Here is a 12,920-nt window from a genome sequence, read left to right on the forward strand (position 1 = left end):
CCTGGGCGCGGCTTTTTTACATTCAGGATCGCGGTTCCGACATCAGCCCCTTGACCAGGGAAATGCACCCCAACATCAGCACGATGGCGAACGGCAAGCCGGTGGAAACCGCCATGGCTTGCAGCGCGACCAGTCCGCCGCCAAGCAACAGGGCAATGGCTATCACGCCTTCGATGACCGCCCAAAACACTCGCTGCGGTACAGGCGCGTCGACCTTGCCGCCGGCCGTGATGGTGTCAATCACCAACGACCCCGAATCCGAAGAGGTAATGAAGAACACGATGACCAGGATAATCCCCAGGAACGAGGTGATTTCCTTGAGCGGCAAATGTCCCAGCATGGCGAACAACTTGAGCTCCAGCACGGCATCCTTGACGCCCATGAATCCTTGCAGCGTGGTCTGGTCGATGGCGGTGCCGCCGAAGGTGGTCATCCACAACACCGAAACCAGCGACGGCACCAGCAGCACCGAGATCAGGAATTCGCGCACGGTGCGGCCACGGCTCACGCGGGCGATGAACATGCCGACAAACGGCGACCAACTGATCCACCAGGCCCAGTAGAACGCAGTCCAGCCTTGGGTGAACTGCGCGTCGGTGCGGCCGAAGGGGTTGGACAGCGCGGGCAAGTACTCGACGTAGGTCACCAGGTTCTTAAAGAACCCGGTGAAGATAGCCAGGGTGGGGCCCACGACAATGATAAACAGCAACAGCAGCAAGGCCAGCCCCATGTTGATCTGGGACAGCATCTTGACGCCCTTGTCGAGGCCGGACAGCACCGACCACAGGGCGATCATCGTGATGACGACAATCAGCACCACCTTGCTCAGGTTCGTCGACTGAATGCCGAACAGGTATTCGATACCCGCAGCCGCCTGTTCCGCGCCGATCCCCAAGGAGGTCGCAAGGCCGAACAAGGTGGCGAACACCGCCAGGATATCGATGATATGCCCCGGCCAGCCCCACACACGTTCACCCAGCAATGGGTAGAAAATCGAGCGTATCGACAGCGGCAGACCTTTGTTATACGAAAACAGCGCCAGGGACAGCGCGACGATCGCATAAATCGCCCACGGGTGCAGGCCCCAGTGGAATATGGTCGCGGCCATCGCCAGGTCGGCGGACGTTTTCATATCGCCGGCGGCACCGCCCAGCGGCGCCCAATCGGTGCGCACGCCATTGGGATCAAGGGTCACACCACCCATGGACGCCGCATAGTGCGACATGGGTTCAGCGACCCCGTAGAACATCAAGCCAATGCCCATGCCGGCGGCAAACAGCATTGAAAACCAGCCGATGTACGAATGGTCCGGTTTGGCATCGCGGCCGCCGAGGCGAACCTTACCCAGCGGTGAAACGATCAGCACAAGGCACAGCACCACGAAAACGTTGGCCACACTCATGAAGAACCAGGCCAGGTGGCCGGTCAGCCAATTGCGTATCGCGCTGAACAGGGGCTCGACTTCGTTCTGCAAGGCCAGCGTCAGAATGACGAACAGCACGATCGTCGCCGCCGAAATAATGAAGACCTTACCGTGGATATCCAGCGAAAAAGAAAACTCGCCTTTGATGTTGTCTTGTCCGATTACATAATCGGTATCAATCAGGTTGGCGGCCCCGCTTGGAGCAGGAATGCCTTCCTCGCCCGAGGGTTGAGGGGTGGCTGGTAAATCAGCCATAGGTTTTTCAGCCATACAGGCCTCCTTGGAAATGACGTGCGTTCGCGCGCACTGTTATCTGCTCCGCTGTTCCTATGGTTAACGAGAGACGTTAGGCGCACATCCTACAAGTTTGATGGCATATGTGTGCGAAAACACTGCCCCGCACGCAGTTCAAGCCAGGCCGGACTCCACCAACAACGCTTCGAGCCCCATCAAATCCGGCACCTTCGCCACCTGCTCCGCCACCTGCACCGCCGCCAGTTCCAGAGGGCACAACGGCACATCCACATAGCTCAATTCGCTGTCGAGCTTGTACGAGCGGGGAATGCCCTGAATCACCAGTGCAATGAATTTCAACGTAGGCCTGCCGCCCAACGCATTCAACACCACGATCCGCGAGCGTTCGCCGGTCACGCTGGCTTCGCCGCACACGGCTTCAAAGCTGATCAGGGGGATTTGCCGATCGCGCCAGGTCACTTGCCGCAGATACCAGGGCGGTGCATCGCTGGCCGGCTCGCCGCGTTGGAAGTCGATCAGCTCGGCGATGGCGACGTTGGGCAGCACCAGGTGACGGTCGGCCAGGGGCAGCAACAGGCCGGTGAGTTGGCTGGCGCGGTGGTCAAGCATGGGACTTGCTCCAGTAGGCGATGCTTTCCAGCAGCACCGACTCTTGGTACGGCTTGCCGAGGTAGTCGTTGACGCCAATGGCCATGGCGCGGTCGCGGTGTTTCTGGCCGGTGCGCGAGGTGATCATGATAATCGGCAGGCGCATCAGGCGTGGGTCGTTGCGGATCTGGATGGCCACTTCGAAGCCGTCCATGCGCGGCATTTCGATGTCGAGCAGCATCAGGTCCGGGGTGTGTTCTTCAAGCACCGCGAGGGCATCAATACCGTCCTTGGCGGTGAGCACGTTCATGCCGTTGCGCTCGAGCAGGCGGCTGGTGACTTTGCGCACGGTGACCGAGTCGTCCACCACCAACACCAGCAGCGGGCGCTTTTTCAGCGGGTCGTTGAGGATCAGCGGCGCATCCACCGCCTGGGCCGGCAGGGCCGGTTGGCGGGCGCGGATATGCGCGTGCAGGTCGATGATCAACACCACGCGGCCATCGCCAAGAATGGTCGCGCCGGACAAACCTTGCACTCCGGCGAACTGCGGGCCCAGACCCTTGACTACGATCTCCCGAGTTCCGGCCATGGCGTCCACATGCACCGCCACGCGCCGTTCATTGCAGTGCACCAGCAGCACCGGCACCGGCAGGTACTGACCGAGCAGTTTCGGGCGGCTGACGGTGTGCAGCAGGTCGCCCAGGTAGAACAACTCGTAGCGCTGGCCGGCATATTCATAGTACGGCGGGTCTTGCTGGTAGTGCCCGGCCAGTTCATGGGGCAACACGCGCACCAGGCCCTCAATGGTGTTGAGCGGAATCGCATATTGGTCGTCCGCGCATTGCACCATCAGCGCACGATTGACCGACACGGTAAACGGCAGGCGAATACGAAAGTGCACGCCCACGCCCGGGGTCGAATCGATCACCATCGAGCCGCCGAGTTGGCGCACTTCTTCATGTACCACGTCCATGCCCACGCCGCGCCCGGAGATCTGGGTGATTTTTTCTGCCGTGGAAAAGCCCGGTTGCAGGATGAACTGCAGCACGTCGCGGTCGCTGATGGTTTGATCCGGGCCGAGCAAGCCGCGCTTGATCGCCTTGCGCCGCACCGCCTCAAGGGGCACGCCGGCACCGTCATCGCGCATGTCGAAGACGATGTCGCCGCCTTCATGGGTCAGGTCCAGGGTAATGCGCCCCTTTTCCGGCTTGCCCGCCTGCAACCGCACCTCGCGCGATTCCAGGCCGTGGTCGACGGCATTGCGCAGCATATGTTCCAGTGGCGCCGCCATGCGTTCGAGCACGTTGCGGTCCATCTCGCCTTCGGCGTTGCCGACGATGAACTCCACATCCTTGCCCAGCTCCTGCGCCACTTGGCGCACGATGCGCTTGAGGCGTGGCAGCATGCGCTCGAAAGGCACCATACGCGTGCGCATCAGGCCCTCCTGCAATTCGGTGTTGATGCGTGCCTGTTGCTGGAGCAGTTCATGGGCATCCTGATGGCGCTGCTCCAAGGTGTCCTTGAGGTCGAGCAGGTCGGAGGCCGATTCGGACAGCGCTCGGGACAATTGCTGCAACTGCGAGTGACGATCCATTTCCAGTGGGTCGAACTCTTCGTAGCCCAGACGCTCCGCCTCGGCCTGCTGGCGACTGAGCAGGCGCCCCTGGGTCTCGCTGTCGAGACGGCGCAGTTGGTCGCGCATGCGTTCGATGGTGGTTTGCACTTCATTCAAGGCGGTGCGCGCATCGTTGACTTGTTGCTCGATGCGGCCGCGGAAGATCGAGGTTTCGCCGGCCAGGTTGACCAGATCGTCGAGCAAATCCGCAGAGATTTTCACCATGTCGGCAGCGGGATCGATCGCCGCCTCACCCTTGCCCGCCGGTAACGCCACCGGCATGACCGGCTCATCACTGGGGTGCACCAGGCTCTTGATGCGTTCGATCAGCTTGTCCACCGAGCCGACGGGCAATCCATCCGCTACGGCGTCGATCATCTGCGCCAGGCGGTCATGGCAACCTTGCAACAGCGTAAACAGCTCAGGGGTCGGGGCGAGCAAACCGGCGGATAGCCCTTCGTAGAGGAACTCCAGCTCATGGGCCAAGTCGCCAATCGGCCCGATCTCGACCATACGTGCGCCGCCCTTGAGGGTATGCAGGTCACGCAGCAGGGTTTCGACTTCCTGGCGGCTGCCCGGCTCGGCCTGCCAACGCAGCAGCGCACTGCCTGAGCTGTCGAGGATATCGGCGGCCTCCTCGAGGAAGATATCCAGTAACTCATGGTCGGCACCCGAGGCCGGCGGCGCCGTAACCGGGGCCGCTGGCGTACTGCTCTGGCGCAGCTCGCGCAGCTTGCCGATCAGTTCGGCTGCGTCGCTCAAGGGCTGTTGATGCTGCAGTTCCTCCAGTTGCAAGGCCAGCCGTTCATGGCTGGCCATCAGCACCAGGGACAACTCGGCGGAGTAACTGTAACGGCGGTCCACCAAGCCCTCGTACAGGCATTCCAACTCATAGGCCAAATCGCCCACCGGTTCGATTTCGGCCATGCGCGCACCGCCCTTGAGGGTGTGCAGGTCCCGTTGCAACGAGGACAACGGCGCCGCACTGTCGGGCTCAAGTAGCCAGCGCTTGAGGGACTGCCCGGCGCTGTCGAGGATATCCACGGCTTCTTCGAGGAAGATATCGACAATCTCATCGTCCATCGCTGTTTGCTGATCCAGTTGCGCAGTGGCGACACCCAGCTCGGAAATACTCAACGCACGGCTGCCGTCACTTTTGATCAGGCCGGTGGCAGACGGGTCCAGTGCGTCATCCAGCAGTTCGCGCAGGGCCAGCACCCGGGCCGGCGCCGGGCTGATTTCCTGGCCGGCAGCCAACTGGTCAAGCATGTTGATCAGCGCTTCATGGGCCAGTTCGGCTTCCTGGAAAAACCGCTCGCTGACCGCCAGGCTGCTTTCTTCCACGGCGCCATACAGGTCGAGCAAGGCTTCGCACAGCGCATCGATGGGGTGCAGGTCGGCGATGTGCGCGCCCTCCCCCAAGGTGGTCAGCTCATCCAGCAATGCACTGAGTTCCTGGCGTTCGCCGGGGTGTTGCTGCCAGCGACGCAGCAGGCTTTCGGCGTCAAGCAGGATGTCCATGCCCTGGGCCAGGAAATTGGTGATCAGTTGCGGGTCGCGCTTGATACGCAGGCCTGTGCCTGGGCCGTCGAGCAGTGCTGCAAGCTGCTGGTCCAGCAGGCTTTGGGTACGGCTGATCAGATCTGCCGCCCCTTTGATCGGTGCCAGGGGATCGCTGCCCAGGTCGCGCAACCCGCGCTGAAAAAGCCCTTGGGCCTCAAGCAGCAGCTCCACTTCATCCAGGTCCAGCGGCAGGCGGTGGGCCTTGTATTCGCGGGTCAGGTGATCGAGCGGCCGCGCCAGTTCGGCGATGGGTAGCACGCCGGCCATGTAGGCACTGCCCTTGAGGGTGTGCAGGGCGCGTTGCAGTTCATCACTGACCTGCAGCGGCACATGCTCTGCAGCCTGTTGCAGGAAGTGATCAAGGCTGTCCAGGTGGCTCTGGGCTTCGTTGCGGAAGATCTCCAGCAGCATCGGGTCATGGGGTTCGGCAGTCGACACGGGTGCGCTGCTGGCCAAGGCGTGGGCACGGGCAGCCAAGGCGTCGACTTCATCACGCTGGCGTTGGTTGTGGGTGGCAAAGTCGGCGATCAATTCCGGCAGCAGGGCCACGGTTTCATCCAGCACCTGCTGTACCTCTGGGCCGAGGGTCACGCTGCGCTCCAGCACACGGTTGAGCAGGTTTTCCACGGCCCAGGCCAACTCGGCCAGCACCAGGGCACGCACCATGCGGCCACTGCCTTTGAGAGTGTGGAAGGCCCGGCGCATTTCACCCTGGGCGCTTTTGTCCGTGGTGTTGGGCAGGTTGCGATGCAGCACCTCAAGAACTTCTTCGGTTTCCTCGAGGAAGACTTCGCGCAGCTCATCGTCAACCGGCGCTTCATCGGCCGGCGGCGGCAACAAGCTGCCCGGACGTTGCAGGGCCGGAGGGTTGAGGCGTGAAGTGGGGCTGGCCAGTGCATCAAATTGGGACTGACTCGGTGCGATCTCGGTGGGCAGTGCGCCGTCGGGCGCGGCCAGGGCCTGGCGCCAGGGTTTTTCCGCCGGCAGGTAACCCAACGCGCTCAAACCCTGAGTCGCCAGTTCCAGCACTTTTTCACCGGCCGCGTCAGGGTCCTGGAGCATGCGTTCGAGGTAGTATTCCAGGCTGCTGATCACCTCGGCGAAATGCGCCAGTTGCACCTCGCAAGGCGCAGCGTCATTGACCATCAACTGCTCATCGACGTAGTCGGTGCAACCGCGCATCAGGCTCGCCGCCCGCGGCAGGGGAATCATCGCCAGGGCGCCGCGCACTTGGCTCAAAAGCTGCGGCAGGGATTCCAGGCGCTGGCGGTCCCAGTGGGCCTCGATGCAGTCGATCACCAGTTCCTTGGCCTGCTTCAAGCACTGGCAAGACTCACGAATAACCAGTTGGTGAATCTGGGTCAGGTCGGTGGTGGGCAGGCGACTCTCTTCGCGGCTTTGCGGTTCGACCGTGCCGATCATCCCGGCCAACGTCGCTTCGACGTAGAGCAACGCACCGGCCACATCCATCAATACCGAGTCACTGGGTTCGCGCTGGCCCTGGACCAGGCTCAACACCACCGCGAGTTGATCAATGATCACTTTACGCGGCTGACCGAACCCCAGAACCGCAAGGGTATCGGCGATCTGCCGCAGCGGCGCCAGCAGCGCGTCGAGGTCATTGGTGTGTTGGCGGTCACTGCGTACGAACAGGTCGAGGCGCTCCTTGACCCGCACCAGTTCCTCGCACAAGGCGCCAAGCACCGAGCCCATGGCATTGCGATCCGGCCCGGCCAGTCGCGCACGCTCGGCATCGACCACGGCACTGTCGGGCAAGGCTTCGTCCAGGCCATAGCGTTCTTTCAGGCTTTGCATGCGCGGCGTCGGACGGGTGACTTTGGCGACGTAGAACAACAGGCTCTTGAGCAACTCATCCGGCGCCGGCTGGTTGATTCCGCCGATGCCCTGGGCCAGCAGGCGCTTGAGTTGCTTGTCGCTGGCCTTGAGCAGGCTGCGCAACGCCGGGCTGTTGGCGATCACGCCGGTGAGCATGCCCTCGACCAGCGCCGAGGTGACCTGCCACAACGGCAACAACGGCGCACCCTGGCACAACGCTTCGAGGCGAGCGAACACCCGCGCCATGTCTTCCAGGTTGCTCGGGCCGTGGTCTTCGCGCAATAGCCCGGCGAGGGCTTGTTGCAGCATTTGGTGCCATTGGCGCAATTGCTCATGCAAGTCCGGTGTTGCACGCCGGGCCAGTGCCTCATCAGGCAACGGCGTGATCGACAGCAGTTGCGGGCTGAACAGGCTGGTTTCCGACAACAGGCTTTCACCACGGGCGCTGCGCAGGTCGTTGAGCAGCGGCAGCACCACCAGTGGCAAGTCGCGGCGGGCGCTGTGTACGCGGTCCAGGTACAGCGGCAATTGGCCGAGGGCTTGTTGCAGCAGGCGGATGCTCTCTTCGCGCTGGCTGACAAGACCGGCCTGGAGGGCCAGGGCCAGTTCCTCAATCTCTTCGGCCAGCAGCGCCGCACCGTAGAACTCGACCATTTGCAGCGCACCATGCACCTGGTGGATACCAGCCAGGCATGCGTCGAGGGCTTCTCCGGTTTCAACGTATGTATCGAGCGCCGAACGGGCCTGCTTCAGGGTTTCGGCAATGTCGCCCTTGACCCATTCGAGGGCCACGTAGTCGTGCCGATCAACCATAACTGCTCCGCTTTGAATTCGTGGGTTGCTGGTATCTCACAAACAATGGAGATCCAATGTGGGAGGGGGCTTGCTCCCGATAGCGGTGGTTCAGTAAATACAGCTGCCGGCTGATCCACCGCTATCGGGAGCAAGCCCCCTCCCACAGTTTGATCGTATTTCAATCATCGACCTGTTTGGGTGGCGGCAAGGTGAACCCCGACACCGATCTACGCAACTGACTGGCCATCTTCGCCAGGTTACCAATGCTTTCGGCGGTGGCGGTGGAACCCGACGACGTCTGGGTGGTGATCTGCTGGATCACGTTCATGGTCAGGGAAATCTGCCCCGCCGACGAGGTCTGTTGCTGCGCCGCGTTGGAGATACTCTGGATCAGCGCCGCGAGGGTTTTCGACACGCCTTCGATCTCTTCCAGCGCCACCCCTGCATCCTGGGCCAGGCGGGCGCCACGCACCACTTCGGTGGTGGTCTGCTCCATGGAGATGACGGCTTCGTTGGTGTCGGCCTGGATCGCCCGCACCAGGGTTTCGATCTGCCGCGTGGCCGCCGACGAGCGTTCGGCCAGGCGCTGCACTTCATCGGCCACCACGGCAAAACCGCGCCCGGCATCCCCGGCCATGCTTGCCTGGATTGCCGCGTTAAGGGCGAGGATGTTGGTCTGGTCGGCGATGTCGTCGATCAGGCTGACGATATCGCCGATTTCCTGGGACGACTCGCCCAGGCGCTTGATGCGCTTGGCGGTGTCCTGGATCTGCTCGCGAATATTGTCCATGCCGTGGATGGTGTTGTGCACCACCTCGTTGCCTTTGTTGGCGATCTCCACCGAGCGCTCTGCCACCGCCGAGGATTCGGCGGCGTTGGCCGATACCTGGTCGATGGACTGGGCCATCTGCTCAATCGCCGTCGAGGCCTCGGCAATCTGCTGGGCCTGATGCTCCGACGCCTGGGCCAGGTGCATGGCGGTGGCCTGGGTGTCCTGCACCGCCCCGGCGACTTGCCCGGCGGTGAGGTTGATGGTGGCGACCAGGTCGCGCAATTGGTCCACGGAGTAGTTGATGGAGTCAGCGATGGTGCCGGTGAAATCTTCGGTGACCGAGGCGGTGACGGTGAGGTCGCCGTCGGCCAGATCTTCGATTTCATCCAGCAGGCGCATGATCGCGTTCTGGTTGCGCTCATTCTTCTGCGCGGTTTCACGCAGTTGGCGGTTGGTCTCGCGCACCATGACCAGGCCGATCAGGATGATCGAGGTCAGCGCCAGCAAGCCCAGCACATAACCGCCGATGGTGTCGAAACTGCGCCCGCCGGCAAGTTTTTCAAAACCGGTGGCCAGGTGCGAGGCTTCATCGAGCAGGGTTTGTGACAAGTTGAAAATATGGCTCGCCGAGGCCCGTACCTGGAACAACTGCGGCGAAGTCTCGAGGATTTCATCCACGGAGCCGGAGACGAACTCGAACAGCTCGGCGATTTCCGTCAGTCGCGCACGGGCATCCTGGTCTTCGACCTGGGTGATGCGCAGCCCCGGGTTGCCGTTGAGCATACCGTTAAGCACCACGCCGAAACGGTTGGCGTCACGACCAAAGGCGTCGGCGGCCTGCACCGCGGTTTCGTCTCCCGCGAGCACAGTATTGACCGCCCCCAGGATACGTTCGGCCAGCAGTGATTGGCGTTGGGCCAAAGCTACCTGGCTCGCCGGGGCGCCGCGTTGCAACAGGATATCGACGACTTTTTCCGATTCCATCTGCAATTGCGGCACGGTTTCAGCCAGGGTTGCGGCCACTTGGTGCAGGGACAGTACGGTCTGTTCGCTGGCAAGGATCGCATCGGTGTTTTTCAGCAGCGCTTCCCAGTCGGTCTGCACCGCACGCATTTCGGCGCGTACCGCACTGGGTGCGGCGGGCAAGCCGGTTTGCGGGTCGCCTTTTTTCAGATAGCCCCAGCGCTGGGCAAAATCATTGCGCGCATCGCCCAGCAGTTTGAACGCGGCGGCCTTGCCGGCGGCCGCTTCGGTGGCGTTCTTGGCGATGCGCTGGGACAGCACGCGCAGTTCACCGGCGTGGCCGATGTACTGTTTATCGTAGGTGGACTGAGTGTTGAGGTACGCGAAGTTGGCGAACAACAGCATGATGAACACGATCAAGGCGATAAACAGCACGATGATCTGTGAACGGCTGCGCGACGCGGTCTGGGGTTTGGGCGTGGTAGCGGTACTCATGCGGCGACATCCATGAAGCCAGGGGCCTGGGCCAGGGCGAAGGGGCTGAAGACTTGCCACTGCGGGTCGCCGTCGAACTGGCCCTGGATAAACGGGGCACCGGAGGCGGTGCTGGCCATCCAGGCGTCTAATGGGAAATGCTGCATGCCCAACACCTCGTCTACCAGCAGCCCGACGAACAGGTCGTTGAACTCCACCACCAATACACGCCGTTGCTTGCGCGCCTTGGATAACTCAAGGCCAAGGAAACCGCCCAGGTCCATCACCGGCAGCAAGCGCCCGCGCAGGTTGGCCACGCCCTTGACCCAGGGCTTGACCCCGGGCATCAGGGTGCAACGCGGCTCATGCAAGACTTCGGCGACTTCGCCCATGGGCGCCACGTACCAGTGTGCGCCCAGGCGAAAACCAATCCCGCTCCAGCGTTGCAGCCGGGTTTCCTGGGAGGGCAGGTCAGCGGCCAGCAGGCGGCAGCGGCGGTCGATGTCCAGCAGCAGTTCGAAGGCGGTTTGCGACTCGGTCATGATCGCGAGCCTTAGCCGGCCAGTACCTTGTTCAGGGTGGCGATCAGGGTTTCTTCGTCCACCGGTTTGGTCAGGTAGTCCTTGGCGCCCTGGCGTGCGCCCCAGATCTTGTCGGTTTCCTGGTCCTTGGTGGTGATGATGATGATCGGGATACCGTTGGTTTCCGGCTCCTTGGACAACTGGCGTGTGGCCTGGAAGCCGTTGAGACCCGGCATGACGATGTCCATCAGCACGGCGTCGGGTTTTTCCTGGCGGGCCAGGGCCACGCCGTCTGCGCCGTTTTCGGCTTTCAGGACCTGGTGGCCGTGCTTTTCCAGCATGCCGGTGAGTTTGTACATTTCGGTCGGCGAATCGTCGACGATCAGAACACGTGCCATGGTTTTCCCCACTACATTGGTCGGCGCCAGCCCTTGTGGGGTGGCGTCAGTGTGCTTGTTCTACTGTGGCGAAGGCAGGCACATAGGCCTTGATCGCACCCAGCAGTTCTTCCTTGCTGAAAGGCTTGGTCAAAAACTGATCGACACCCACGATACGCCCCTTGGCCTTGTCGAACAGGCCATCCTTGGAGGACAGCATGATCACCGGGATCGTCTTGAACGTCGGGTTGTTCTTCACCAGGGCGCAGGTCTGGTAGCCATCCAGGCGCGGCATCATGATGTCGACAAAAATAATGTGCGGGTGATGATCCACAATCCGCGCCAGGGCATCAAAACCGTCGATGGCCGTGATGACCTCGCACCCCATGTTCTTCAACAGGGTCTCGGCGGTGCGGCGGATCGTTTTCGAATCGTCGATCACCATTACCCTCAAGGCGCTGGAATGCTGTTCCATATCTGCTCTACCATCGCCAAAGCGAATCGGTTTTCGGTGCGTACTGCCTGATGTTGCACAGGATGAACGCCGCAAGCCTTGGAATTCAAGGGCTGCTGCGTTGTGGCAGTCTTTTTAGCACAGTCTCCGGGCGCAATCTATCGAGGCACCCGCCCAGTGGTTTTTCCTTGACCCACAACAGCCGCAGCGCCACTCTGACGCCACTTTTATGCGCCCTAATTTGCTAGAGGAAATCCCCCATGAGCGTTCGCGTCGGCATTGTCATGGACCCTATCGCCAGCATCTCCTATAAAAAGGACAGTTCGCTGGCCATGCTCCTGGCTGCCCAGGCCCGCGGCTGGACATTGTTCTATATGGAACAGCGCGACCTGTACCAGGGTGACGGCGAGGCCCGCGCACGCATGCGGCCGCTGCAAGTGTTCGCCAACCCTGAGAAGTGGTTCGAGCTTTCGGACGAGATCGACAGCCCCCTGAGCGACCTTGACGTAATCCTGATGCGCAAGGACCCGCCGTTCGACATGGAATTTGTATATTCCACCTACCTGCTGGAGCAGGCCGAACGCGCTGGCGTGTTGATCGTCAACAAGCCGCAGAGCCTGCGCGACTGCAATGAAAAGCTGTTCGCCACCCTGTTCCCGCAGTGCACACCACCGACCGTGGTCAGCCGCCGCGCCGATGTACTGCGTGAATTCGCCGCCAAGCATGGCGATGTCATTCTTAAGCCACTGGACGGCATGGGCGGCACCTCGATCTTCCGTCACCGCGCCGGCGACCCGAACCTGTCGGTGATCCTCGAGACCCTGACGGTGCTGGGCACCCAGCAGATCATGGGCCAGGCCTACCTGCCGGCGATCAAGGATGGCGACAAGCGCATCCTGATGATCGACGGTGAGCCGGTAGATTACTGCCTGGCGCGCATCCCCGCTGCGGGCGAGACCCGTGGCAACCTGGCAGCCGGGGGTCGCGGTGAAGCGCGTCCGTTATCGGACAAGGACCGCTGGATCGCCGCCCAAGTCGGCCCAACCCTACGGGAAAAAGGCCTGCTGTTTGTCGGACTAGACGTAATTGGTGAGAATCTCACTGAAATCAACGTCACCAGTCCAACGTGTATTCGCGAGATTGACAATGCATTTGGCACGAACATCGGCGAAATGCTGATGGCTGCCATTGAGCGTAAGCTACAAGCCAAGTGACATAGAACAGCCGGACACACACCAACATTGCGTTATCATGCGCCACCTGTGAAACGCGCGATGTTGGTTT

At 61.8% G+C, this 12,920-nt stretch carries 8 protein-coding genes; 1 reads left to right on the forward strand and 7 read right to left on the reverse strand.

Annotated features, from left to right (window positions below):
• Positions 1 to 22 precede the first annotated feature (22 nt).
• The 7 genes from QYQ93_RS27390 to pilG form a co-directional block, all read right to left on the reverse strand.
• On the reverse strand, positions 23 to 1,693 hold the full coding sequence (locus tag QYQ93_RS27390; RefSeq protein ID WP_419178660.1) for a BCCT family transporter: 1,671 nt from the start codon (positions 1,691 to 1,693) through the stop codon (positions 23 to 25).
• A gap of 138 nt (positions 1,694 to 1,831) precedes the next feature.
• Entirely contained in the window at positions 1,832 to 2,287 is a 456-nt protein-coding gene (locus tag QYQ93_RS27395) for a chemotaxis protein CheW (RefSeq protein WP_043046267.1), read from the reverse strand.
• Positions 2,280 to 8,093, reverse strand: coding sequence for an Hpt domain-containing protein (locus QYQ93_RS27400; RefSeq protein WP_338475898.1), 5,814 nt, complete (start codon positions 8,091 to 8,093; stop codon positions 2,280 to 2,282). The genes QYQ93_RS27395 and QYQ93_RS27400 overlap by 8 nt, the downstream gene beginning before the upstream one ends.
• A 160-nt stretch (positions 8,094 to 8,253) precedes the next feature.
• Entirely contained in the window at positions 8,254 to 10,305 is a 2,052-nt protein-coding gene (locus QYQ93_RS27405) for a methyl-accepting chemotaxis protein (protein WP_338475899.1), read from the reverse strand.
• Positions 10,302 to 10,826, reverse strand: a complete 525-nt coding sequence (locus tag QYQ93_RS27410) for a chemotaxis protein CheW (RefSeq protein ID WP_124413237.1) — start codon at positions 10,824 to 10,826, stop codon at positions 10,302 to 10,304. The genes QYQ93_RS27405 and QYQ93_RS27410 overlap by 4 nt, the downstream gene beginning before the upstream one ends.
• A gap of 11 nt (positions 10,827 to 10,837) precedes the next feature.
• Positions 10,838 to 11,203, reverse strand: coding sequence for a twitching motility response regulator PilH (gene pilH, locus QYQ93_RS27415; RefSeq protein WP_014720320.1), 366 nt, complete (start codon positions 11,201 to 11,203; stop codon positions 10,838 to 10,840).
• A 46-nt stretch (positions 11,204 to 11,249) separates the two neighbouring features.
• Positions 11,250 to 11,657, reverse strand: coding sequence for a twitching motility response regulator PilG (gene pilG, locus QYQ93_RS27420; protein WP_043046275.1), 408 nt, complete (start codon positions 11,655 to 11,657; stop codon positions 11,250 to 11,252).
• Positions 11,658 to 11,896: 239 nt separating this feature from the next.
• Here pilG and gshB point away from each other — a divergent pair, with 239 nt between their 5' ends.
• Complete coding sequence (gshB, locus tag QYQ93_RS27425; protein ID WP_043046278.1) at positions 11,897 to 12,850, forward strand: glutathione synthase; 954 nt, start codon at positions 11,897 to 11,899, stop codon at positions 12,848 to 12,850.
• The last annotated feature ends 70 nt before the right edge of the window (positions 12,851 to 12,920 follow it).

The organism is Pseudomonas khavaziana (assembly GCF_036704165.1).
Lineage (GTDB): Bacteria > Pseudomonadota > Gammaproteobacteria > Pseudomonadales > Pseudomonadaceae > Aquipseudomonas > Aquipseudomonas khavaziana.